Origin of the sequence: Micromonospora sp. CPCC 205539, assembly GCF_036906815.1 — a bacterium.
Lineage (GTDB): Bacteria > Actinomycetota > Actinomycetes > Mycobacteriales > Micromonosporaceae > Micromonospora.
This window is the reverse complement of the sequence record NZ_JBAKHW010000007.1, coordinates 22946-45387: the sequence shown is the minus strand read 5'-3', so window position 1 is coordinate 45387 and position 22442 is coordinate 22946. Positions and strand designations below refer to the sequence as shown.

Sequence of the window (22442 nt, the reverse complement as noted above, 5' to 3'; positions counted from 1 at the left end):
CCGGTTGCCGAGGGTGAACCGAAACACGCCGACGAAAATGCCGGAATAAGGGTAGTATCCGGCGTTTCGTGAATCTGGCTTGTGTCCTGGCCGGGCCTGCGGGGTGCGCGCGCGGGCGTCGTCGCGTCGCGGGCAGTGCAAGGGTACGCGCCGACCCGTACCGACGGTACGGGCCGGCGCGCGTGCCGGACGCCTCAGAGCGCCGGGCCCGACCCGCCCTCGGGCACCGGGAGAGCGCTGCCCTTGACGAAGTCCGACCAGCTCAGGCTCCAGGCGGTCCAGCCGTTTCCGGCGGCCAGCCTGCGCTCGGTGCCCTTGATCGTGATCGGGTCACCGATCCGCGTCTTGTCGAACAGCCACCGGGCGTTCGCCGTCGACACGTTGACGCAGCCGTGCGAGACGTTCACCCGGCCCTGCTTGTCCTCCGACCACGGCGCGGCGTGGATGTACTCGCCACCCCAGGTCAGCCGCTGCGCGAACTGGATGTCAGTGACATAGCGGTTGGCCGGGTCCGGGTCGTCGCGGGTGTCGAAGACCGTCGCCTCCTTCTTCTCCATCACGACCAGGGTGCCGCTGGAGGACGGGGTCCTCTTCGCGCCGAGGCTCACCGGCAACGTGCGGACCACCGCACCGTTCTCGTACACCGTCATCTGCTTGTTGGCGTTGTCGACCTTCATCTCGAACGCCCGGCCGATCTTCGCGGTGGCCTTGCGGTCGACGTTGCCGTACTTGCCGTTGCTCAACGGCATGCCGGCCAGAGCGATCCGCACCGTGATCGTGGTGCCCGGCTTCCAGTACTCCGGCGCCCGGTAGTAGGCCTGCGTGCCGTTGTCGAGCCAGTGCCACGCCCCCGGCTGCGGCGGGTCGGTCTTCACGAACATCCGCTTCTGCACCGCCGCCCGGTCCTTCTTCGGGATGCCCGGGGTGAACTCGGTGACCACCGGCATGGCCACCCCGTAGGTCTTGTCGTCGAAGAGATAGAGGCCGGACCCGATGGTCGACTTCGGCTTGGCCATCGTGGTGAAGCTGCTCGTGCCCTGGCTGGTCGTCCCACCCGGCCCGGTCGCGGTCAGCGTGGCCGTGTAGCGGGTGCTCCACTTCAGTGGGGCCGACGGCACCCAGGACGAGCCGTCCGCACGCAGCTTGCCCTCGACCGTGCCGCCGCTCGCAGCGGTCAGAGTGACCTCGGACACCTTTGCGCCGTCCGGGAGTGTGGTGCTGATCTCCGTGCTCACCGGCCTGTTCTTCGTGCCGTCGGCCGGGCTCAGCGTCAGCGCGGTCCCGCTCGGCGCCGCCGCTGTGGACGGGTCGGTCGCGCCAGGTGCGGCGCTTGCGCTCGATCCGGCTCCGCCGACGAACTCCGGCTTCTTCTGCTTGTCGCCACACCCGGTCAGTGCCAGCGACGCCGCCAGGGTCAGAGCACCCAGCACCGCCCCAGCCCGCGTGAACCCTGCCATCCCCACCTCTGTTCTCGCGTACCTGGCGGACATAGTGCCCCATCACCGCCTTCGCCCACGGTCCCGTCCTTCGCGTACTGGACGGTTTGCAGGTTTTTGCCCGGTAAGCTCGACCGAAGGGGGGAGCCGGGGAACCGGATTGGAGCCCGGCTCAGGTGGGTGCTAATGTTTCCTCCGTTGCCGACGAGCGCCGCTAGCTCAATTGGCAGAGCAGCGGACTCTTAATCCGCGGGTTCGGGGTTCAAGTCCCTGGCGGCGCACCAGCAATAATCTGGGCATCCACCCTCACGGGTGGGTGCCCAGATGTTGTTTCACCCGACTTTGGCGACGACCTCGACGAGGTTGCCCGCGTCGACCCCGTGCACCCGTCTGGCTGCCCATCTCCCACTAGGCGAGGCGCCGTCGGCGTCGCGCTCCAGGTAGGCCAACGGCCCGCTACTTCTGGTAGCCGTAGTTGTCGCAGGTCCTTCGCTGGAGGAGGCAGTTCTTGGTGCGCTTGTTCATGGTGGCGACGTCCCACATCACGAAGGCGTCACCGTGCATCGACGAGGCGCTCTTACCGCCCTTGTCCGAGGAGAGGTAGTAGCCCGCCGGGGTGCCCTTCACCGGGTACTGGATGTCGAAGGTGATCGCCGGGATCTTCACCGGGTGGCTGCGCGGGCAGGCGTTGTTGGCACCGTACGCCACGTGGTCCTTGTGGTTGGGGCTGTCCAGGTGCTTGCCGTCCCAGCAATCCGGGAACTGCATCATGAAGTGCAGCGTGGCGTCCCCACCGCAGATGGGCCAGTTGCCGTTGGTGCTGCGGGCGATGCCGTCGAGGTCCCCGGGGCCGTAGAAGGCGCAGTAGAACTGGCCGGTCGCGCCACGCGGTGTCGGCTGCTTCTTCTTGGCGTCGCCGGTGATCATGCGCAGGCCGTTGGGCGTGGGCATCTGACCGGTCGAGCTCTTCATGGCCGAGCGGTAGTAGACCCGGAAGCCCGAGGTCTCGACCGGCTTGCCAGTCGCGTTGTCGTAGAGCGTCGGCACCCAGTAGGCGGAGTGGTCCTGCATCGGCTTGCAGGAGGTGGCCGTGAACTTCAGCAGATCCTTGGCCTGAGTGTTCGCGGTCAGGGCCTTGTTGCCGACGAACGAGTGCATGTGCGAGGCGCCCGGCAGGCCGGGCGCGACAATCGGGTCGTCCGGCAGACGGTGGCTGTACGTGCAGTCGGCGCGGAACTCCGGGAGGTTGCCGACGCTGGCCGGGGCGGGGTCGACCTTCAATGCTCTGTACGCGTCGGCCTGTGCCTTCCAGGCCGCCTGGTCGACAGGGACCCAGCCGGTCTTGGGAATCACCGGTGCGGCAGCGGCCGGCGGCGTTACAGAGGTCGACGTAGCGGGGGCGGACGGCGGTGCGCTCGGCGACCCGAGCTGCGCGGCCGCCGGCGAGGTGTCGGCGAGGGCGTTGGCCGCGTTCGACGGGTCGGGCTTGGTGGGGGCGTCAGCCAGGTACACGACTGCGGCCGCGGCCACGAGGACGACGGCCACTCCACCGGCGGCCATGCCCAGCTTGCTGGGGGCGAACCACCCCGGGCGGCCGGGACGTGCCGGTGCCGGGCTTGCGTCGGGGTCGCGGAACGAGGCGTACGACACGGGTGTCACTCCCCAACAGGCAAGACACGAGCAGCTGGCCGGACGACCGTGGCCGCCGGAATGTTAAGCGCTGCACCCCCGTCCCCGACAGGTTCTTAAACCATCCTTAAAGGACGTAGTGCGGCCAGCGCCCCGACCGTTGGCGACCGGATGGTAAGCAAATGTCAAGCCTGGTAGCCCAGTGTCCCTTTGGCGAGAACAGCGGACCAAGGGAAGGCACACGTACTCATGAAGCGGTCTTTGAAGTTTGGTCTGGCCGTCGCCAGCGCGGCGGCGGTCATCCTCGGTAGCGCCGCGCCGGTGCAGGCGAGCAGCAACCTCGGTTGGCTCTACACGGTCGGCGCGAGTGGCGGGGTGTTCTTCGACGCTGACCTGAACGGCTACCCGAACGTCGAGAAGATCACCGTCTGCGACAACAAGAGCGATGGCCGAGGGCTCATCGGGCGGCTCTACTTCGACGGCATCACCAGCAACGGCGACGGCCTCATCGACTGGATCAAGGATCCGTCGAACGACGGCGCCTGCACGAGCATGGCCTACAACATGGTCGCCGAGGAGACCCCGGTCAAGGTCGAGGTCTGCGAGTACATGGGGTCCAGCGAAAGACTCAACTGCGCCGTCGGCTTCGCCCGGGCCTGACGTGAACGACGGAGGAGCTAGTCACATGCTGCGGCTTCGGAAGGCCATGATCCACCCGGTGGTTGGCGGCGCCTGGAGACACCGGATCACCGCCGTGGTCGCCACGGCCACCGCCGGAGTCCTCCTGACCGCCGGCGCGGCACAGGCGGCCTCGCCGATCTGGCTGAGTGACGGCAGTGGCGTGGCGAACTGGACCGAGGACGGTGACAGGCTCACCGTCTGTGACCAGGCCGCGGACGGCTGGGGGGTCCGCGGCTACATCTACCGTCCGAACGCGGGTGACCCCGCGAACGGCACCGTACTCATCAAGGTGAGCGACCCCAGCTCCAACTCCGACTGCGCCTCGGCGTCAGCGGACATCAGCGAGTCGATCGCCATCAACATCAAGGTGTGTAACTACGCCGGCGATGTCGTCACGTACTGCAGGTACACGTCAGCGCGCTGAGGCGGTACGACACAAGAAGATCCCGCCTGCGCCACTGGCTTCGCGCGGGCGTGACGGCAACAACGAGGGAGACAGTCCTATGCGATGGCTTCGAAAGGCCGCGATCATCCCGGCGGTAGCGGCCCTGGCGGTCCTGGGCACCGGCACCCAGGCGTCCGCCTCCAGCAACCTGGGCTGGTGGTACACCTTCAGCGGCACTGGATTCAGCACCAGCGGAGCGTTCTTCGACGGCGACCTGAACGGCTACCCCGGGGTCGAGAAGATCACGGTCTGCGACAACGAGTCGGACGGCCGTGGTGTGGTCGCCATGGCGGAGTCGACCGTCTCGGGGACCACCTACTGGGTCTACGACCAGTCCAACGACGGCAAGTGCTCCTCCGCGTCGAGCAACATGTTCCCGGAAGAAGAGTGGATCTACGTCGAGGTCTGCGAGTACGCCGGAAGCAATCGGTACAACTGCAACGAGGGTGCCTGGATCGCCTGATCCACGATCCGAGGCCGTAGCCCGACAGCGACGGCGAGGGCCGGGTCCGCTCGGACCCGGTCCTCGCCGTGTCAGAGGTCTGCCCGGCCCCCGGGGGAGCCGCACATCGCGACCACCACCGGCCGCCCGCTTCCTGACAACCGCCGACGGTGCCTCACCCTAGGATCGGCTGATGACCCAGGGTGAGCTGCCGCGTCGGGTCTTCGCCGGCACCCCGGACACGATCCTCGTCTGTATCCGCGGTAATTCCGGCTCGGGCAAGAGCAGCATCGCGCGGGAGTTGCGGCGTCGGCACGGTCGGGGGTGTGCCCTGGTCGAGCAGGACTACCTCCGCCGGATCGTGCTTCGCGAACGGGACCAGCCCGGCGGCGCCGCACCCGCGTTGATCGAGCAGACGGTTCGTTTCGCCCTCGACCACGGCTACCACGTGGTGCTGGAGGGCATCCTGCACACCAGCCGCCACCGGGCCATGCTGACGAACCTCCGAGACGGCCATCGCGGTCGATCCCTGTTCTGCTACCTCGACGTGTCCCTGCCCGAGACACTGCGGCGGCACCTCACGCGTCCGCAGGCCAGCGAGTTCTCGGCCGCGGACATGAGCGGCTGGTATGCCGCGGTTGACGTTCTTGGCTGGCCCGGCGAACTCGTCCTTCCGGAGGCCACCTCACTGGAGGACGCCATCGAGGTCATCGCGGCGGCCGCTGGGCTACCTCAGGCCGAGCGCATCGACGACGTGCCGCCGATCGTTCCGTAACCCCTTAGAAGAGGGTCCGTGTTTCCGGGAAGACCGTGCTGCTCGGCTTCGAGTACCTCAGCGATGGCGGCACCAACGAGGGTGGTCTGCTGCGGTTCATCGGCAGAGCTGACCTGCGTCCCGCAAACGGGGGCACCCACCGTCGGTTCCGACGGTGGGTGCCCCCGCAGCGTTCTGCGCTAGCGCGTCATTACTTGGCGGCGGCCAGAGCGACCAGGGCCTGAGCGGTGCGGAAGTACGGGCTGCGGCCGAGGTCGCCGACGGTCACGATGTTGAACGCCTCCTTGAGCAGCTTGGCGTCGCCGGCGCTGACGCCGGTGAGCGCGTCCACCGGGGAGTCGACCAGCTCGGCGAGGCTCTTCTCCTGGTAGGCCTTGACGACCAGCTTGCTGAAATCGGCGGTGACGGTCATGCGCGCTCCCTCGAGTTCATGGGCGGGTCGCCCCGCCCAAACGTGAGACTTCCGGATGAATTAGATCATCACGACGCAGGACTGTACATAAGGGACTGTTCCGTCACTCGGCGTGATGAGCTTCCGGCAGCCGATGTTCCAGGTCGGTGATGATCGCGCGCAGTTGGGCCAGTTGCTCGTGGACCGAGGGTCCGCTGGGCTCGCCGGGAGGCACCGGCACGGCGGCCTGCGCGGCTGCGGCGCGCTCCTCCTGGTGGGCCTCGTCGAGTGCGTTCATGACCACGCCCACCAGCAGGTTGGTGAGCAGGTAGCAGGCGCTGACCATGTACGAGACGTAGAACACCACCGCCCATCCCGTGACCTCCCGGCCGGCCTGGAGCGCATCGGTGATGCCGTCCAGCGACAGCAGCAGGAACAGGGTGAGCATCGCCTGCCCGACGGTGCCGAAGCGGTCGGGATAGGCGGTGCCGAAGAGCATCCAGCCGACCATCGCGTACCCGTACAGCACGAGGATCATGACCAGCAGGAAGCTGCCGAGCCCGGGAAGGCTGCGCCGGATCCCGACGAGGATGACCCGCAGGCTGGGAAAGAGGCGGAACGCGCGGACGATGCGGACCAGGCGCAGCAGCCGCAGCATGGTCACGTTCTCCCGTACGCCGGGCACCAGCGGCGCGACGACGATGAGCAGGTCGAACACGTTCCACGGGTCCCGGAAGAAGCCGACCGGGCTTCGGAGGTGTGCGCCGAACCGCACCACCAACTCCAGCACGAAGTAGCCCAGGCACGCGGATTCGACGGTCCGCAGCGGGGCTTCGGAGACGAGGCCCGTCCTGTCGTACGTCTCGAGACCCAGCACCAGCGCGTTGACGACGATGACGACGAAGCTGGCCAGGTTGAACCAGGGCGCGCCCACCAGGTCCTGGCACATGTCGGCCAGGCGGTGCCCCCGGCGATGAACCGCACTCGTCATGACTCTCCTTGGCCCGTCCTGTACCGCGCTGCACAGTAGGGCGTCCAGGTTTCGGGAAGCGGGCGGGATGGCCACAAAGGATCAACATTCGCCCTGGGTGAGGGAACGGGAACGGCGGCCACCATCGCTCGGTGGCCGCCGTCAACCGCCGGTCGGTACGGGGTCACGCCGTCGGCGTCGCCTCGGCTGCCTCGTCGTCCTCCTCGGTCTCCGCGTCGTCGTCCGCCGCCTTCGCCGGAGCGGGGACGGTCCAGGAGAACTCGATCTCGACGGACAGCTCCGTCTCGCTCTCGCGCTCGATCTCCAACTCGCACCGCACCGTGTCGGCGACGGTCACCGCGCCGGCGGCGCCGTAGAAGATCCGCCCATCAGACTCCAGCTGGTTCGCCAGTTGCCGCAGCCAGGCAGCCAGGTCGGCGCGCGACACCGTACGGGCGTCCTCGTAGATATCCATGCCGGCCATGCTCGCACTCCACAAAGGACGGTTTGAGGGTGGGTTCGATCTTGGCCCGCCTCGCCCGCATGATATGGATCTTGCGGCGCGGGTGCTGACGGGCGGCGAGTGGGTAATGGTGAGCGATGAAGTCGACCTGGAAGCCCCACGAGAAGCACGGCGGCCTGTCGGACAAGGACAAGCGCGAGCTGCCGGAGAGCGTTTTCGCGTTTCCCGGCAAGCGCAAGGAGCCGTTGACCGACGCGGGCCACGTTCGTAATGCCATCGCCCGGTTCGATCAGGTGCAGGGCGTCAGCGACAAGGACCGAGAGCTGGCCTTTCAAAACATCCTCGCCGCAGCCGCCCACTACGACGTCGAGGTCGCGGAGACCGACTGGCACCAACTGGGTCGACTCCCGCACACCCCGAACCCGGCCCACTGAGCGGGTCACCCGTACTCGTCGGATAAGTTCGCCTGCGGCGGGTAACCGGCGCGGGTGTCCGCTGATCAGGAGCCGGCAGCCGACGTCGACCCGGCACCGCACCGGCGGTCACGGGTTGGCCGTATTTTCGCGCGACTGCGGGAGTGGGGTAAGCCTGCGCTGAGGGCCCGCGCCTGGCGGTTACGCCTGTACGGCCTGCTCGCGCTACAGGCCGGCATCGCGGCGGGACTCGCCTGGTTCGTGGGGTACCAGTTCCTGGACAATTCCGCCCCGGTCTTCGCGCCCACCACAGCGGTCGGCATCGTGGCCGCCTCGATGGGGTCACGCCTACGGCGTACCGTCGAACTGTTGGCGGGGGTGGTTCTCGGCCTCGCCGTCGGCGACGCGCTCATGCCCCTGTTCGGCATCGGACCCTGGCAGACCGGCGTGGTCGTCGTGCTGGCGATCATCGTCGCCATCCTGCTCAAGGGCGGTGGTTCGCTGCTCACCCAGGCCGGGGGCACCGCGGTGCTCATCGCCACCCTGGAGCCGCCCGTGCGGGACCTCTCCATCCCGCGCTTCGTCGACGCCGCGGTCGGAGGGCTCATCGGGCTGGCGGTCGGTCTGCTGCTGGTGCCCATCCACCCCCAGCGGACGGTGCGGCGCCTGGCCGAGCCCGTGCTCGATCCGGCGATCGCCGCCATGCACGACCTGGCTGCCGCGCTGCGCGCCCGTGATCTTGGTGGAGCCGAGCGGAGCCTCCGCTGGCTGCGCAGCCTCGACCCCCGGCTGACCGCGCTGGACGAGGGGCTCGATGCCGCCCAGGACGTGGTGCGCCTGGCGCCGTTACGCTGGCACGACCGGCCGTCTCTGGCTCTCTACACCCGGGCCGTCCGGCAACTGGAGCGCAGCCTGCACAGCTGCCGGTCCATCGCGAGGCTGCTGACGACAGCCCTCAAGGACGATGAACCGATACCGGACGAGCTCCCGGAGGCCATCGACCTGCTGGCCACCAGCGTGCAGACCCTGAGGTGCACGATCCGCGCCCGTAAGGAGCCGCAGGGGCCGCGCGAGCAGATCCTGGCGGCCGTCGAGATGGCCGGACGCGCACAGGGCGAGATGCGGCCGCCCGACCCCACCCGCCCGCACACCCACCGGTTGGGCTATTCGGGGATGATCGCCATCGGGCTGTTCCGGACGGCCGCACACGACCTGCTCATCGCCAGCGGGTTGGATGCCGGCAGAGCGGCAGAGCTGGTGCGGCGGGCCATGGAGCGGCACGAGCGGGTCTGAACGGCCGGACTCGCCGCGCCGTCGCCCCGAGGGCCGTTGCTCGCCTCGGGGTCACCCGAACAAGCCGACCGGCGGGGTGTGCTCGCCTTCCGTGACGTGTGAGTAGTCGCGTGCCTCCGCAACGAGGCCGGCCTCGTCGAAGCGCAGCAGCGTGCACCCGGAGATGGTCATCGGCTGGTCCTTGATGTGGATCACCGCCCAGTACTCCACGGCTGCGGCATCTCCGTCGACCCGCGGCTCGGCGAACCACACCTGCGCGGGCCGGGACTCCTCGGCGAAGGACTCCTCCAGGTAACTCCGGAGACCGGTACGCCCCCGGTACGGGCGGAACAGGGAGGCCCAGTGGTCGCCGTCCTCTCGTTGCAGCGCGAGGATCGCGTCGACGTCCTGACCCGGCCAGGCGGTGGTCCAGGTCTCGGCCCAGCGCCGAGCAGCCTCCCGTGTTTCCATGATCGTCCCCTCCGTTGATCCGCGCGTCTCCGGTCAGCGCAGTTCGTACCACCGGCTTCTGACAGGACGGCTCACCGCTGCTCCTGAGCTGCCAGTCGTGCGACCGCCTGGGCCAGGATCTTCGCGCGCGTCTGCGGGGAGCGGGCCTTGAGCAGCGGCAGGATCACGGCGTAGCGGGCGGAGCGGCCGAGCCGCTCGAAGGCGGCGTTCGCACGGGGATCACCATCCAGTGCCGCGGTGAGATCGGGCGGCACCTGGTGGGTGCGCTGTGACTCGTACGCCGCCTCCCAGCGGCCGTCCGCCTTGGCGGCCGCGACTTCCGCGAGCCCCGCGGGCCGCATCCGTCCGGCCGCCGTCAGCACCTCGACCTTCGCCACGTTGACCTGCGACCACGAACTCGTCGGGCGGCGGCGCGAATACCGCTGCAGGAACGACACGTCGTCCAGGCCCTTGCGGTGACCGTCGATCCAGCCGTAGCAGAGGGCCACGTCGAGAGCGTCCGCGATCGCGATCGAGGCGAGCCCGGAGTGCCGCTTGGCGATTCGCAGCCACGCCTCGCTCCGCACCTCGTGCTGCGCGGCGAGCCAAGTCTCCCACGCCGTGGCGTCGGGGAAGTCGAGTACGTCCACGGCCACGTCAGGCGGGCTTCACCGTGGAGAGGATCTCGAGGTAGTGCGGGTTGTTCATGACGCCCAGCACGTTGCCGAACGGGTCGACCACCGCCGCCGTGATGAAGCCCTCGTCGCCGTGCGGTGTGATCGGCTGGTACTCCGTGGCGCCCATCGCCAGCAGTCGCGCGACAGTGGCCTCGAGGTCGTCGACGTGCCAGTGCATGACGGCGCCGCCGGGCTCGGTGGCGCCGGGCGGCGCGTACCTGCGGTCGATGATGCCCAGCTCGCCCTGGTAGTCGCCGATGCGGAACTCGGTGTAGGCCGGGCGTCCGTCGGGGCCCGGCCGCAGGAAGTAGGCCTCGGTGCCCAGAAACTCCGCGTACCAGGCTGTGGCTGCCGCCACGTCGTCGGCCCAGAAGTTCAAGGTGGCAAATCCGCGCAGACCCATGGTCGTCCTCCCTCGTCGATGTCTTCTACGGCCACGCTAACGACGATTGTGGAAGCTGCGGTTCCGCAATGAACGGGTGCCCACGAAAAATTTGCAGCCGCGTCTGCGGTGGTCAGGATCGGGGTCACTGTTCCGGTTGTCCCCTTAACGACCAGAAGTACTTGCGATGGCAACAAAGTGCGACAACGATGACGTCAGTTGCTGTCGATGCACTGGAGGTTGCACATGCGAGCAAGAGCAGGCAGGACCGGTGCCGTTCTGGCCATGTCCGCGATCATGACCGCTGGGCTCGGCGCCCTGGCCTCGCCCGCCTCGGCGCAGGAGAACGCCGGCCTGACCTTCTACAGTGGAACCTTCGCCACGCAGGTCGGGCACTACGCCGCCCCGCCAGCCGGTTGTGCGGCGGTGCCCCGGACCGCGGACAGCCACGTCGGTTGGAGCGGTTTCCGGGACGTCACCTTCTACCAGACGTCGAACTGCACCGGCCAGGCGACGGGCGTGGGCACCCTCCGCACCTACCCGGCCGGGCGCTACCTGACCTTCCGCGCCGTCTGACCCCCAGCGCGGGGGGCGGGGCGGGAGAGAAAGCTCTTCCGCCCCGCCCCCGTGTATGCGCGCCTCTCCTGGGTAGTCGCCGCAGTCGGTCTGACGAGGCGGGAGTCGGCGTGAACACCTACCCGAGAGTGGGGGACCACGGTCTGATCGGTGATCTGCAGACCGCGGCACTGATCAGCAAGAACGGCACGGTCGACTGGTTCTGTGCGCCCCGCTTCGACTCGCCGAGCATTTTCGGGGCCCTGCTGGACCGCCGTAAGGGCGGCTTTTCCCAGTTCTCGCCGGACGGCGTCGACTACACGAGCAAACAGCTCTACCTGCCCGAGACGCCGATCCTGATCACCCGCTTCCTCAGCGTGGATGGCGTGGGTGAGTTGTTGGATTTCATGCCCGTCACCGGCGAGCAAGCCACCGACCACCACCGTTTGGTGCGGATGGTGCGGATGGTGCGGGGGAGCATGCGGTTCCGCTTGGACTGCCAGCCCCGGTTCAACTACGGGCGTGATCCGTTCGAGCTTGAGGTGTACTCGGAGGGCGACGTCTTTCGGAGCGCCACGCTCGCCCTCACCCTGAGCCCGTTCAAGAATTCGAGACGCTTCGTCGACCAGCCAGACATCCGGCGCGATGAGGGGGGCGTGAGCGCGGTCTTGACCCTGCACGAGGGAGACACCGCAGGGGTGGTCATCGAGACCGAGTGCCCGCACCCGCCCCGCGCGATGACGACGGAGGAGGCGCAGGAACTACTCGATGAGACCCGCGACCATTGGCGCAGGTGGCTGGGTGGCTCGCGCTACACCGGCCGCTGGCGTGAGATGGTCGAGCGGTCGGCCATGACGCTCAAGCTGATGACGTACGCCCCGACCGGCGCCCTGGTCGCCGCGCCCACGGCGGGGCTGCCCGAGCAGGTGGGTGGGGAGCGGAACTGGGACTACCGCTACACCTGGATCCGCGACGCGTCCTTCTCGGTGCACGCGCTGCTCGGCCTGGGCTTCACCGATGAGGCTCGGAAGTATCTGGGCTGGCTCGACGCGCGTATCCGAGACGCCCAGGACGGCGACACGCCTCTGCAGGTCATGTACCGGATCGACGGCTCATCCGACCTCCCCGAGGAGGTGCTCGGTCACCTGGAGGGGTATTGCGGCTCCGCACCGGTACGGGTGGGCAACGGCGCCGCCGGGCAGTTGCAGCTCGACATCTACGGCGAAGCGCTCAACTCGTTGGAACGCGCCGACCGCGAGGGGCTGCTCGCCCCCTACGAGGGCTGGCGGAAAACGGCACAGCTGGTCGACTGGCTCTGCGAGCACTGGGACCAGCCCGAGGACGGCATCTGGGAGACCCGCTCGGGCCGGCAGGACTTCACCTACGGCCGGATGATGTCCTGGGTGGCGCTCGACCGTGCGATCCGTATCGCGCAGCGCCGCGGGCGACCCAGTGACATCGTCCGCTGGACCAAGGAACGCAACGCCATCTACGAGCAGGTCTTCGCCCGCGGCTTCCACCGCGACCGTGGCGCGTTCGTGCAGCACTACCGCACCGACATCCTGGACGCGTCGCTGCTCACGATGCCGAGCCTCGGCTTCATCTCGGCGACCGACCCGATGTGGGAGTCGACGCTGCGGGCGATGGACGCCGAACTGGTCTCCGACAGCCTCGTCTACCGGTACGACCCGACCGCCTCGCCGGACGGTCTGGCCGGCACCGAGGGCACCTTCAGCATGTGCACCTTCTGGTACGTCGATGCCCTCGCGATGGCCGGCCGGCTCGACGAGGCGCGGTTGACCATGGAGAAGATGCACACGTACAGCAACCCGCTGGGCCTCTATTCCGAGGAGATCGCCCCCACCGGTGAGCAGATCGGCAACTTCCCGCAGGCGTTCAGCCACCTCGCGCTGATCAACACGTCGCTCCACCTCGACAAACTCCTCAACGACGCCGAAGGCATGCGTTAGAAGAGGGTCAGCGGCTCCACCGGTATCGGCTCGGGCAGTGGCGCAAGCTCGGGAACGCGGGCGCGTACCTCGTCATGGAAGCGCCGGGCGAGCACGGGCGCGTCGGCGTTGTCCGGCGTGTGGATGAACACCGTCGGCGAGCGTCCCTCGCGCAGCCAATCGGCGGCGACGTCGATCCAGCGCTGCCATCCCTCGGTCGTCCGCGTGGTGTCGTCGCGGCCGAGATAGCGGACGATCGGCCGGTCGGTCAACGCGCGGGCCCGGAACGGCACCCGCGGCTTCTTGGTCCACGCGTCCCGTTCCGCGTCGCTGGTCGGCGGGTTCGCGAAGAACGCGGTGGTGTCGAAGGGTATCCACTCGGCTGCCGCGGTGGTGAGGGTCTGCTCGAGGAGCCGGATCGCGTGGGGATCGTCGAAGAACGCGGGATGGCGCACCTCGACCGCGTACCGGTGCGACCGGGGGAGCTGGCCCAGGAAGCGGCTCAGCGTCGGCACGTCGGTGGGCGCGAACGACCCCGGCAACTGGATCCAGAGAGCGTGCGTACGCGGGCCGAGCGGCTCGATCGCCGCCAGGAAGGCGCGCAGGGGCTCGTCGGCGTCGGTGAGCCGGCGCTCGTGCGTGATGGTTTTGGGCATCTTGAGGACGAACCGGAAGTCGGGCTCGGTCTGTCGGGCCCACGAGGCGGCGGTCTCCCTGGTCGGCGTCGCGTAGAACGTCGTGTTCCCCTCGACCGCGTCGCACCAACTGGCGTAGTGCCGCAGCCGCTCCTGCGGCGGAAGCGAACGCCCCGGCCACGACTTGTGGGTCCACATCGCGCATCCCACGTGCAGACGCATGAACGTCCCTCCCGCTTGACCGGGCCCCACGGTATACGCGCGGCTCCCGGTAGGGTCCAGCGCCATGCGCGTGCTGTTTGCCAGCCTTGCGTCCGTCGGTCACACGTATCCGCTGATCCCGCTGGCGGTCGCCGCCCGGGACGCCGGGCACGAGGTGCACTTCGCCGCCGGCACGGAGGTGCACGCGCCGCTGGCCGCGAACGGCCTGCGGCCATTCCGGCCCGGCGACGCGTTCTACGAGGTGTACGCCGAGGACCTCGAACCGGAGCTGGCCCGACTGCGGCCCGACCTGGTGGTCCATGAGTGGGGTCTGCCGGGTGCGGCGCTCGCCGCCCAGCGTGCCGGCATTCCGGGCGTCTGGCACGGATTCGGCCGGATGTTCCCCGAGGGTATCGGCCTCGAACTGCCCACGCGGAACACCGAGGCCCCCGATCGGCCGCACGTCGACATCTGCCCGCCCTCGCTCCAGGACCGGGGCTTCCTCGCCACGGCCCGCCGGATCGAGCTGCGACCGGTCCCGTACTCCACGCCGGCCGCGCTGCCCGACGGGGTGCGCGACGCTACGTCCCGGCCGCTGGTCTACCTGACCCTCGGCACCGCGTTCGGGACAGCCGAGCTGCTCACCACGGCCATCGCGGGGTTGGCGATGGTGGACGCCCGCGTGGTGGTCGCCGCCGGGCGGGTGCCGCCGGAGCAGCTCGGTGTGGTGCCCGACCACGTCACGGTGCGGGGCTGGGTGCCGCAGGCCGACCTGTTGCCGTACGCCGACGTGGTGGTGCACCACGGTGGCAGCGGCACCACCCTCGGTGCGCTCGCGGTCGGCGTACCCCAGGTGATCCTGCCCCAGGGTGCCGACCAGTTCGCGAATGCCGACGCGGTCAGCGCCGCGGGCGCCGCGCTGCGTTTGCTTCCCGGCGAGGTGACCGCGGCGGCGATCGCCGAGCAGACCAGCAGGTTGTTGGGGCGGCGCGGGGGCGCCGAGCATCGGGACGCGGCCCGGACGATCGCCGAGGAGATCGCCCGGATGCCCGCGCCGGCCGAGGTCGCCCGCCGCCTACCGGAGTACGCCGCGATGCGCTGACGCGCGCCGGCTACCGATGAGTCGGTGTGCTCAGCTGGTGCCCCACTTCTGGTTGTTGCCGCCGTTGCAGTCCCAGATAGCGACGGTGGACCCGTTGGCGGTGGCGTTGCCGAGGACGTCGAGACACTTGCCGGCCCCGACTGCGAGGACGCTGCCGTCGCCGTTGAGCCGCCACTGTTGGTTGGTCTGTCCGTTGCAGGTCCAGACCTCGACCGCGGTGCCGTTGGCGGTGCGGTTGTCGTACACGTCGAGGCACTTGCCGCCGGCGGTGCGCAACTCGCCGGCGCTGGTCCGTGTCCACCGCTGGTTGGCGCCGCCGTTGCAGTCCCAGATGGTCACCAGCGTGCCGTCGGTCTCGTTGCCGTTCGGCACGTCGAGGCAGCGGTTGGAGCCGACGCCGCGCAGCACGCTCGTGCCGCCGCCGGGCGGTGGGGTGCCGCCGCCGGAGACGATGAACATCGCCGCGCCGTGCGACGGCACGGATGCGCTGATCGTGGGCCCGGAGGTGCCGGTGGTGTGCGCCCACAGGTCCCGTACCGAGTAGCTCGACGCGCTGCCCAGCCCGAGCGCGGACGCGGTGGTCGACACGGTCGCCGTGCCGCCGCCCCGATTGAGCAGCACCACCGCGGCGCTGCCGTTGGCCATCGGCTTGAGCCAGACCTCCTGGTCGCCGTTGTCGCTGATCTTGTTGCCCTGCCGGCCGCCCCAGTCCTGGTTCACCGCGATGACCTCGGTGTTGGTCAGGATCGTGCGGGTGGCCGCGCTCATCGAGCGGAGGTCGTTGCCGGCGATCAGCGGCGCGTTGAGCAGCGACCAGAGGCTGAAGTGGGCCCGCGACTCGGTGTCGGTCAGGCCGTTGCCGACCTCGAGCATGTCCGGGTCGTTCCAGGCGCCGGGTCGGGCGTACGAGGCCCATCCGGGCTGCGCGTCCAGGATGCCCATGACCGAGCCCCAGTTGCCCGCGATGTCGCCGGTGGTGCGCCAGGAGTTGCCGGTGGCCGGGCCCCAGGAGCCGACGCCGTCGTTGCCCCAGTTGCAGATCGCGTACAGGATCGGGCGACCGGAGCGGGCCAGCGCGTCCCGCATCGCGGTGTACCGCTGCTGGCCGGTCCGGCCCTGGGTGTCGCCGCAGTTGTCGTACTTCAGGTAGTCGATGCCCCAGGACGCCCACAGGTTGGCGTCGCGCTGCTCGTTGTTGAGACTCGCCGGGTACCCGGCGCAGGTGGTGAGCCCGGCGGAGGAGTAGATGCCGAGCTTCAGACCCTTGCTGTGGACGTAGGTCGCGAGCGCGGCGATCCCGTTCGGGAACTTCTGCGGATCGGGGACCAGGTCGCCGTTGGCGTTGCGGCTGCGTGTCGACCAGCAGTCGTCGATGTTGACGTACTGGTAGCCGGCGGCGGCCATTCCGCTCGACACCATGACGTCGGCGGTCTGTCGGATGAGAGCGTCGTTGACGTTGCAGCCGAAGCTGTTCCAGTCGTTCCAGCCCAGTTGCGGGGTGCGGGCCAGACCGTTCTCCAGTGCCGACGCCGGCACCTCGGTGGTCGCGACGACGGTCGTGGTCGTCGCCACGAGCAGCAGCAACGCGGCACTGAGACGAGCTGTTCTACGCATCCTGGGTCCTCCCGCGGCGGCGGAGTCCATCGGTCGAGGGCTCGGGTCGGCAGGTCGCCCGTAGCCACGTCCGAGTGTTCTCCTGACATAGCAGATCGTCAATGTTAATCGAACGGAAACGTCGACGTCGGTCGGCCGATCGTCAACCTAGGGTTGACGAAATCAGTGCGTCAACCTATGGTTGACGCATGACGGAACCCATCGACGTTTCCCAGACGGTCAAGCTCGACGACCTGATCCAGGCGATCAAGAAGGTGCACACCGATGCCCTCGACCAACTCACCGACGCGGTCATCGCGGCCGACCACCTCGGTGAGGTCGCCGACCACCTGATCGGCCACTTCGTCGACCAGGCCCGGCGCTCGGGCGCCTCCTGGACCGACATCGGCCGCAGCATGGGGGTCAGCAAGCAGGCCGCGCAGAAGCGCTTCGTGCCGAAGGTGTCGACCGAAGCGGCGGCGGCACTCGACCCGAGCGCCGGCTTCGGCCGGTTCACCCCCCGGGCCCGCAACGTCGTGATCGCCTCGCAGGAGGAGGCCCGCGCCAGCGGGCACGCCGAGATCGGCACCGAGCACCTGGTGCTGGGCCTGCTGGCCGAGCCGGAGGCGTTGGCCGCTCGCGAATTCGTCGCCAAGGGCTTGTCGCTGGAGGGCGTGCGGGAGGCGGCGACCGCCGCACTCCCGCAGTCGACCGACCAGGTCCCGGATCTCATCCCGTACGACGGGCGGGCCAAGAAGGCACTGGAGTTGACCTTCCGGGAGGCGCTGCGGCTCGGGCACAACTACATCGGCACCGAGCACATCCTGCTCGCCCTGCTGGAGCAGGAGGACGGCACGGGCGTGCTCACCGACCTGGGTCTGGAGAAGGCGGCCGTCGAAGCGGACCTGCTCGCCGTACTCAAGATGGTCGCTCCGCCGACGACGGGCACCGGCGGCCAGTAGTGAGTCGTACATCCGTCCACGGGGAAGCGCACGTGGTGGCCCACACCTAACCTCGGTGTCTCAGGTCCCGAGCGAAACTCGCGGACGAGCTGAGGGATGGTGGGCGATGACCCAACCACGTGTCCGGGTGGCGGGCGCCCTGGTGGCGCTCGCTGCTCTGCTGGGGCTCACCGCATGCTCCCCGGCGGAGAAACCGGTGAGCGCGCTGCGGGTCGTCGACGGGCAGCCGGCGCTCGTCCTGGCGCAGTGCTCCGTCTTTACCGCGGACCGGATCAGCGTCTCCACCACCGACGCCACCCCGAGCGAGAGCTGGACGATCGACCGTGGCGGTGCCACGGAGGTCACGGCGGTGACCCTGTTGCAGCCACCATCCGGTTGGACGGTCGGCGAGCAGTCGCTCGTCGCCCTCAAGCCCGATGTCGAGTATGCACTCGCCGCCTCCGGCCGACAGAACGACGCCGAGACCGTGCACTTCACCCTGGCCGAGGTGACCGGGCTCGGGCCGGAGCAGGTCCTCGTCGGCGACGGCGGGTCGAAGCGGAAGGCGGTCACCGAGACCGCCTTCCGCGACCGGGCGAAGAAGGTCTGCTGACGTGCTCGATCAGGAGACGTCGGGAAAGCCGTAACGCAGGGCGTGCTCGGGATCGGCCGGGTCGATCTGGCGTACGCCCGCGTCGGCGAGCCGCTTGTTGACCTCGTCGAGCTGCTCGCGGACGAGCCGGGCCTCCTCCTCGGTGACCCGTCCCCGGTGCGGCCGGCCCGCGTGCTCCAGCGTGCCGTAGTCGATCTTCTCGGGGCTCTTGCGGGCCTTCGGCGGTCGGACCCGCTCGGCGGTCTTCAACAGCTGCGCCATCGGCACGTCGGTGGCCATCGCGTCGAACTCGCTGGCGGTCAGCACCACCCGGCGCGGCTCGCCACCACCGTGTCGGTCGTGGATCTCGACCACCGCCACGTCGAGTGCGGCGTCGTCGATGTTCTCCACCTCGTCGGGAGTGGCGTCCAACTGCACGGGCCCCGCGACCAGGTCCGGGTGCTCCAGGACGACGATGCGGACCACCTCGTCGTCGGTCTGCAGAACCGTGCCGCTGAAGTCGGAGACCTGGATCGTCTTCTTGCCCATGCGCGGAGCTACTCCTGTCGTAGGTCGGGATTCCGGACCACAAGAAATTACCCGACAGGTGTGCGAAAGCCCGCGCTGGACCCACCCCGGTGTGTCGTCCCCGGGTGAACTCAAAGGCTGCCCTTCGGTGCCACCCACTCCGTGGGTTGCCCGGTGACGGCAGCGATCCGGTCGTAGTCGGCGTCATAGTGCAGCACGGTCGCGCCATGCTCCTCGGCGGTCGCCGCGATGATCAGATCGGGCAGCCGGAAGTTACGGTGCTGACTGTCGGCGGCCAGTATGCGATGGACCGTCAGGGCGCGGTCCATCGCCGCTGTCGTCACGTCCATCCATCGATGTCCGTGCAGTGCCTGCCAGAGGATCTCGTACCCCTTTGGATGGGGCGCGTTGTTGAGATATTCCAGGCTGGTCATGTGGCAGGCGGCGAGCCGCCCTTCGGCCAACAGTGTCTCGAAGCGCCGCCGGACGGAACCGTGGCGGCCCTGCAGAACGTAGACCGAGGTGTCCGCAAGGTAGACCTGGCCAGCCATTAGGCAGCCTCTGCGTCGCGTGCCTGCTCGGCAAGCTGGTCCAGGTCGCGCCCGCCGCCGAAGCGCCAGGCGTCAGCGGACCCCTCGAAATCCATCTCCACCTGGTCGAACGCGGCAACGATCTCGCGGGCCTGCCGACGTACGGCGAACGCGTGCAGCGCGGCATTGATGGTGGCCACCTTGGTGTCGGTCCCGAGCACCTCGCGTGCCGCGTCCAGCCAGTCGTCGTTCACGTCCACCGTGATGCGGGTCATGACCTCGACGATACATCAGGCGGAACGCCTTCGACGCACCATCTTCAGCACTGTATTGGTGCGTCAGCGAGTGTTCAGGCCGTGCCTGCTGGAGCTGCCGACGGGCAGTTTGTTCAGCTCGGACCACGGCAGGAGATCGACGCTGCCCCCCGCGCGGGCCCTTCGGTAGCGCGGCTGGATCGGGAACCGCTCAGCGCCCTCCGCTGCGGGCCAGAGCCCGTCGGGGTCCTGCTGGCAGCGGTCGTTCGGTTGAATCGGCATGACGTTACCGTCCCAAACAAAGGTGTCAATGTATGGAAATGCGTATGACGGCCGATCGATGCATTTGGTTCCCGGGTTGACACTTGATCGACTCGAGATCACCGACATCGGGTCGTCACCGCCGGCGGGATACCGCGATATCGGCGACACCGTGTCGATCAAGCGGAGGCTCGCGGGCGGCAATTCGGACGTAAGCGCACCGGCGGACAGTACTGTGATCATGACGGGCCGGGTGACGGGGGAGGTGCGCGCATGCTCGACCGGCGGCTTCAGCTGCACCTGGCCAGTTGGCTCGGCCAGTGGCCGGCCGGGCCGGGGCTGCACGTGGTCGCGTCGCGCCGACGAGCCCAGCCGGCGTGGGATGGTCGACTGCGTCCGGCGCTCGCCGTCGATACCGGGCAGAGCGGCGTGCTCTCCGTGTCGCCGGACCGGGTGGAGGCGATCCGTACGCTGGCCCGACGCGGCACGGCCCGACTGCTGCCGGCGCTACCCGAGGCTGTCGGCCTGCCCGACTTCTGTGTGCACGACGGCCCCTTCCGGTGGAGCCTGGCCCCCGCGCCGCTGCCCGACGTGGGGGAGTGGACCGAGCCGACCGCCCCCGGCCTGCCGCCGTGGCTGCGGCTGTTCGATCGGCCGGTGCTGGTGGTCCTCGACCCCGACGGAAACTACCTGGCCGGCGCGGCAATCAAGCGGCACGACGCGTACGGGCACGAGTTGGCCGTCGGAACCGTGCCGGCCGCCCGTGGTCGCGGTCTGGCCCGCCGGCTGGTGGCGCAGGCGGCGCGGCGGGTGCTCGACGAGGGCGCGGTGCCGACGTACCTGCACGAGCGGGACAACTTCGCCTCGGCCCGGGTCGCGGACGAGGCTGGATTCCCGGACCGGGGCTGGCGCGCGTACGGGCTCTATCCGCGCTGAGCGGAGCGCCGGGTGCACGGGTCGCGGACCGTGGATCCCGGGCCGGATCCACGGTCCGCGGTCTCCCCCCAGGTCCCCGTTCGGGCAAGCGGCCGCGCGGCGGGCGGGCCGCCCCCTGCGGCGATCACGCTACGTATCGAAGAGGCTCGGGGCAAGGTGTGAGCTGTCGGTTCGGTGTGTCGAATAGCGGACTTGACCTGGGGGTTCGTTGCTGAAGCGCGAGGGCCCGAATCAGTGACGTAGCGTGCGGATGAGGTCGAGGACCTGTCGGGTCACCGGGCGGAGCACCCGCAGCCGGGACAGCGCCACCAGCCGGTCGATCAGCGGCACCACTCCGTCGATCAACTGTCGGGTCTTGGTCTGCCCGGGAGACCGGTCGTGCACCCAGTAGAGGATCACGCCCATGTAGGCCAGCCAGAGCAACTCGGGCAACTGGGGGCGCAGCTCGGCGTCGACCTTGGTGGTCGACCCCGTCAGCACCTCGCCGAAGAGCGCGATCGCCGCCTCGCGCGGGCCGGAGGACTCCGCGGAGAAGGGGCTGAGTGGCGAGGTGGGTTCCGCCGCCGTCTTGAAGAAGGTGGCCGCGAAGCTGTGCGACGGGGTGAGCACGTCGATGCCCGCGTGCAGCACCCCGGCGAGCCGGGCACCGAAGGCGTCCTCCCGGTCGAGCACCGGCCGGCTGGCAGCGTGGTGCTCGACCTGGGACTGGGCGTAGAACTCCTGGATCAGGTGATCCTTCGAGCCGAAGTAGTAGTAGGCGTTGCCGACCGCCACGCCCGCCTCCTGCGCGATGGCCCGCATGGTCGTCTGGGCGTAACCGCGCTCCCGGAACAACCGCATCGCGGTGTCCCGGATCAGCAGGCGGGTCTGCTCACCTCGGGTGGTCGTCGGCTCGCCCGCACTGGTCGGCGGCGCAGTCTGTTCGGTCATCGAGGTCACCGTATCCCGCCAGTTCGTCGACCTGCTCAACCCCCGGATCGCGGACCTGCTCCCGGATCGCCGAGGCGGTGGCCACCACCCGCCGAGCGAGCGGCAGCAGGTGCGGCCGAGCCAGCCGATCCGCGGTCGAGCGATGGTCGGCCAACGCCCAGAGGCAGGCGAACCAGGCGCCGTCGCCCGCGTACACCTCGCCGGTGTCGGCCACCACGGTCAGGTCGCGCAGCGTCGTCTCGTGGTTGAGGCCGGGGAAGCGCCGCCGGGCTTCGGTCGAGCCGGCCGGCACGAACTCCAGGGGTACGAGCTGAGCGCGGGTCGACAGCCATCGGCGGGCGGCACGGCAGAGCGGGCAGTTCGCGTCGAACAGGACCGTGAACCCCCGGATCCCACCGCCCCCGTGAGCGGCGGGATCCGGGAACCGGCCGGGGCCGTCGGTCGGTGGGACGGTCATCGGGGCGGCGGCGGCGGGTTGGTCGGCCCGGCGTCCGGCCGCGACCCGGTCGGCGGGGTGGTGGTCGGCTGGGTGGTGGTCGGAGCGCCGGTCGGCGGGAGCGGCCTGGTCGGGTACGGGGCGGCCGGGTAGGGGCCGTGCGGCGTGGGTTGCATGGGCAGCCGGCCGACCGGTGCGAGGGGCGGGTGGGTGGCGAACTGACGGAGCCGGCCCCGGCGATAGCGGCCGAGTGCGAAGACGTTGAAGAAGTGCAGCGCCCCGAGCACCAGCAGCACCAAGCCGATCTTGAGGGACAGCTCCTCCATCGCCTCGCTGGTCGAACCCACCGGGTCGGGGTGCTTCATGGCCACCGTCACGTAGCCGAGGTTGAGCAGGTAGAAGCCGACCACCAGGAGGCTGTTCACCGCTCGGGCCAGCCGCTCGTCGGCGAACACCTCCTCGAGAAAGACGAGCCCGTTGCGGGACAACGCCCGGGCCACCCAGATGGTCAGGCCGATGCTGACCGCGAGGTAGACCAGGTACATCCAGACCTTGATGTCCATGCGGACGCCC

Annotated in this window: 29 protein-coding genes and 1 tRNA gene; 13 read left to right on the top strand and 17 right to left on the bottom strand. The window is 69.2% G+C overall.

Annotation, left to right across the window (positions count from 1 at the left end):
• Window positions 1-194: 194 nt before the first annotated feature.
• Entirely contained in the window at window positions 195-1457 is a 1263-nt protein-coding gene (locus V6V47_RS08380; protein WP_334627504.1) for a L,D-transpeptidase, read from the bottom strand.
• Between the two features lie 187 nt (window positions 1458-1644).
• Between V6V47_RS08380 and V6V47_RS08375 the strand changes: the two genes are divergently transcribed.
• Window positions 1645-1720 (top strand) — tRNA-Lys (locus tag V6V47_RS08375).
• A 172-nt stretch (window positions 1721-1892) separates the two neighbouring features.
• Here the strand turns inward: V6V47_RS08375 and V6V47_RS08370 are convergent.
• The gene (locus tag V6V47_RS08370) at window positions 1893-3086 is read right to left on the bottom strand and encodes a DUF1996 domain-containing protein (RefSeq protein ID WP_334627503.1); all 1194 of its coding nucleotides are present in this window, start codon (window positions 3084-3086) and stop codon (window positions 1893-1895) included.
• 240 nt (window positions 3087-3326) lie between these two features.
• Here V6V47_RS08370 and V6V47_RS08365 point away from each other — a divergent pair, with 240 nt between their 5' ends.
• From V6V47_RS08365 to V6V47_RS08350, 4 genes are all read left to right on the top strand, one after another.
• Window positions 3327-3725, top strand: a complete 399-nt coding sequence (locus V6V47_RS08365; RefSeq protein WP_334627502.1) for a hypothetical protein — start codon at window positions 3327-3329, stop codon at window positions 3723-3725.
• A 25-nt stretch (window positions 3726-3750) separates the two neighbouring features.
• On the top strand, window positions 3751-4170 hold the full coding sequence (locus tag V6V47_RS08360) for a hypothetical protein (RefSeq protein WP_334627501.1): 420 nt from the start codon (window positions 3751-3753) through the stop codon (window positions 4168-4170).
• Between the two features lie 79 nt (window positions 4171-4249).
• Window positions 4250-4654 carry a hypothetical protein gene (locus V6V47_RS08355; protein ID WP_334627500.1) on the top strand — a complete coding sequence of 135 codons (405 nt, stop codon included), beginning with the start codon at window positions 4250-4252 and terminating at the stop codon, window positions 4652-4654.
• A gap of 172 nt (window positions 4655-4826) precedes the next feature.
• Window positions 4827-5408 carry a kinase gene (locus tag V6V47_RS08350; protein WP_334627499.1) on the top strand — a complete coding sequence of 194 codons (582 nt, stop codon included), beginning with the start codon at window positions 4827-4829 and terminating at the stop codon, window positions 5406-5408.
• A gap of 190 nt (window positions 5409-5598) precedes the next feature.
• Here V6V47_RS08350 and V6V47_RS08345 read toward each other — a convergent pair whose 3' ends face one another.
• The 3 genes from V6V47_RS08345 to V6V47_RS08335 form a co-directional block, all read right to left on the bottom strand.
• Window positions 5599-5820: a hypothetical protein gene (locus tag V6V47_RS08345; RefSeq protein ID WP_334627498.1), complete on the bottom strand. Its 222-nt coding sequence runs from the start codon at window positions 5818-5820 to the stop codon at window positions 5599-5601.
• A 103-nt stretch (window positions 5821-5923) separates the two neighbouring features.
• On the bottom strand, window positions 5924-6790 hold the full coding sequence (locus tag V6V47_RS08340; RefSeq protein WP_334627497.1) for an ion transporter: 867 nt from the start codon (window positions 6788-6790) through the stop codon (window positions 5924-5926).
• A gap of 163 nt (window positions 6791-6953) precedes the next feature.
• A complete protein-coding gene (locus tag V6V47_RS08335) occupies window positions 6954-7253 on the bottom strand; it encodes an amphi-Trp domain-containing protein (RefSeq protein WP_334627496.1) in 300 nt (99 codons plus the stop codon).
• A gap of 116 nt (window positions 7254-7369) precedes the next feature.
• On the opposite strand from V6V47_RS08335, the gene V6V47_RS08330 reads away from it, so the two are divergent.
• Window positions 7370-7666 carry a DUF6582 domain-containing protein gene (locus tag V6V47_RS08330; protein WP_334627495.1) on the top strand — a complete coding sequence of 99 codons (297 nt, stop codon included), beginning with the start codon at window positions 7370-7372 and terminating at the stop codon, window positions 7664-7666.
• A gap of 54 nt (window positions 7667-7720) precedes the next feature.
• Window positions 7721-8938: an FUSC family protein gene (locus V6V47_RS08325; RefSeq protein WP_334627494.1), complete on the top strand. Its 1218-nt coding sequence runs from the start codon at window positions 7721-7723 to the stop codon at window positions 8936-8938.
• A gap of 51 nt (window positions 8939-8989) precedes the next feature.
• On the opposite strand, the gene V6V47_RS08320 is transcribed toward V6V47_RS08325, so the two are convergent.
• The 3 genes from V6V47_RS08320 to V6V47_RS08310 form a co-directional block, all read right to left on the bottom strand.
• Complete coding sequence (locus tag V6V47_RS08320) at window positions 8990-9388, bottom strand: nuclear transport factor 2 family protein (RefSeq protein ID WP_334627493.1); 399 nt, start codon at window positions 9386-9388, stop codon at window positions 8990-8992.
• A gap of 71 nt (window positions 9389-9459) precedes the next feature.
• Entirely contained in the window at window positions 9460-10023 is a 564-nt protein-coding gene (locus tag V6V47_RS08315; RefSeq protein ID WP_334627492.1) for a YdeI/OmpD-associated family protein, read from the bottom strand.
• Window position 10024: 1 nt separating this feature from the next.
• Window positions 10025-10447 (bottom strand): VOC family protein, encoded by a 423-nt coding sequence (locus V6V47_RS08310; protein ID WP_334627491.1) that lies wholly within the window; start codon window positions 10445-10447, stop codon window positions 10025-10027.
• A 264-nt stretch (window positions 10448-10711) separates the two neighbouring features.
• Between V6V47_RS08310 and V6V47_RS08305 the strand changes: the two genes are divergently transcribed.
• Together V6V47_RS08305 and V6V47_RS08300 are read left to right on the top strand one after the other, a co-directional pair.
• Window positions 10712-11002, top strand: coding sequence for a hypothetical protein (locus V6V47_RS08305; RefSeq protein ID WP_334627490.1), 291 nt, complete (start codon window positions 10712-10714; stop codon window positions 11000-11002).
• Between the two features lie 110 nt (window positions 11003-11112).
• On the top strand, window positions 11113-12951 hold the full coding sequence (locus V6V47_RS08300) for a glycoside hydrolase family 15 protein (RefSeq protein ID WP_334627489.1): 1839 nt from the start codon (window positions 11113-11115) through the stop codon (window positions 12949-12951).
• Here the strand turns inward: V6V47_RS08300 and V6V47_RS08295 are convergent.
• The gene (locus V6V47_RS08295; protein ID WP_334627710.1) at window positions 12948-13763 is read right to left on the bottom strand and encodes a DUF72 domain-containing protein; all 816 of its coding nucleotides are present in this window, start codon (window positions 13761-13763) and stop codon (window positions 12948-12950) included. The genes V6V47_RS08300 and V6V47_RS08295 overlap by 4 nt on opposite strands.
• A gap of 88 nt (window positions 13764-13851) precedes the next feature.
• Between V6V47_RS08295 and V6V47_RS08290 the strand changes: the two genes are divergently transcribed.
• Entirely contained in the window at window positions 13852-14868 is a 1017-nt protein-coding gene (locus V6V47_RS08290; protein WP_334627488.1) for a glycosyltransferase, read from the top strand.
• 30 nt (window positions 14869-14898) lie between these two features.
• On the opposite strand, the gene V6V47_RS08285 is transcribed toward V6V47_RS08290, so the two are convergent.
• The gene (locus tag V6V47_RS08285) at window positions 14899-16482 is read right to left on the bottom strand and encodes a ricin-type beta-trefoil lectin domain protein (protein ID WP_334627487.1); all 1584 of its coding nucleotides are present in this window, start codon (window positions 16480-16482) and stop codon (window positions 14899-14901) included.
• 188 nt (window positions 16483-16670) lie between these two features.
• Between V6V47_RS08285 and V6V47_RS08280 the strand changes: the two genes are divergently transcribed.
• Window positions 16671-17423 (top strand): Clp protease N-terminal domain-containing protein, encoded by a 753-nt coding sequence (locus V6V47_RS08280; protein ID WP_334627486.1) that lies wholly within the window; start codon window positions 16671-16673, stop codon window positions 17421-17423.
• A 106-nt stretch (window positions 17424-17529) separates the two neighbouring features.
• Window positions 17530-18015: a hypothetical protein gene (locus tag V6V47_RS08275; protein WP_334627485.1), complete on the top strand. Its 486-nt coding sequence runs from the start codon at window positions 17530-17532 to the stop codon at window positions 18013-18015.
• Between the two features lie 9 nt (window positions 18016-18024).
• Here the strand turns inward: V6V47_RS08275 and V6V47_RS08270 are convergent, their stop codons facing one another.
• From V6V47_RS08270 to V6V47_RS08255, 4 genes are all read right to left on the bottom strand, one after another.
• Window positions 18025-18543: a hypothetical protein gene (locus V6V47_RS08270; protein WP_334627484.1), complete on the bottom strand. Its 519-nt coding sequence runs from the start codon at window positions 18541-18543 to the stop codon at window positions 18025-18027.
• Window positions 18544-18653: 110 nt separating this feature from the next.
• Complete coding sequence (locus V6V47_RS08265) at window positions 18654-19073, bottom strand: PIN domain nuclease (protein WP_334627483.1); 420 nt, start codon at window positions 19071-19073, stop codon at window positions 18654-18656.
• Complete coding sequence (locus V6V47_RS08260) at window positions 19073-19327, bottom strand: type II toxin-antitoxin system VapB family antitoxin (RefSeq protein WP_334627482.1); 255 nt, start codon at window positions 19325-19327, stop codon at window positions 19073-19075. The genes V6V47_RS08265 and V6V47_RS08260 overlap by 1 nt, the downstream gene beginning before the upstream one ends.
• Before the next feature lie 63 nt (window positions 19328-19390).
• A complete protein-coding gene (locus tag V6V47_RS08255) occupies window positions 19391-19810 on the bottom strand; it encodes a hypothetical protein (RefSeq protein ID WP_334627481.1) in 420 nt (139 codons plus the stop codon).
• A gap of 30 nt (window positions 19811-19840) precedes the next feature.
• Between V6V47_RS08255 and V6V47_RS08250 the strand changes: the two genes are divergently transcribed.
• Window positions 19841-20503: a GNAT family N-acetyltransferase gene (locus V6V47_RS08250; protein ID WP_334627480.1), complete on the top strand. Its 663-nt coding sequence runs from the start codon at window positions 19841-19843 to the stop codon at window positions 20501-20503.
• A 231-nt stretch (window positions 20504-20734) separates the two neighbouring features.
• On the opposite strand, the gene V6V47_RS08245 is transcribed toward V6V47_RS08250, so the two are convergent.
• From V6V47_RS08245 to V6V47_RS08235, 3 genes are read right to left on the bottom strand one after another with little or no spacing between them, the layout of a single operon-like run.
• Window positions 20735-21433, bottom strand: a complete 699-nt coding sequence (locus tag V6V47_RS08245; RefSeq protein WP_334627479.1) for a TetR family transcriptional regulator — start codon at window positions 21431-21433, stop codon at window positions 20735-20737.
• Window positions 21375-21890 carry a thiol-disulfide oxidoreductase DCC family protein gene (locus tag V6V47_RS08240; RefSeq protein ID WP_334627478.1) on the bottom strand — a complete coding sequence of 172 codons (516 nt, stop codon included), beginning with the start codon at window positions 21888-21890 and terminating at the stop codon, window positions 21375-21377. The genes V6V47_RS08245 and V6V47_RS08240 overlap by 59 nt, the downstream gene beginning before the upstream one ends.
• Window positions 21887-22432: a hypothetical protein gene (locus V6V47_RS08235; RefSeq protein ID WP_334627477.1), complete on the bottom strand. Its 546-nt coding sequence runs from the start codon at window positions 22430-22432 to the stop codon at window positions 21887-21889. Before V6V47_RS08235 ends, V6V47_RS08240 begins: the two co-directional genes overlap by 4 nt.
• Window positions 22433-22442: the final 10 nt, after the last annotated feature.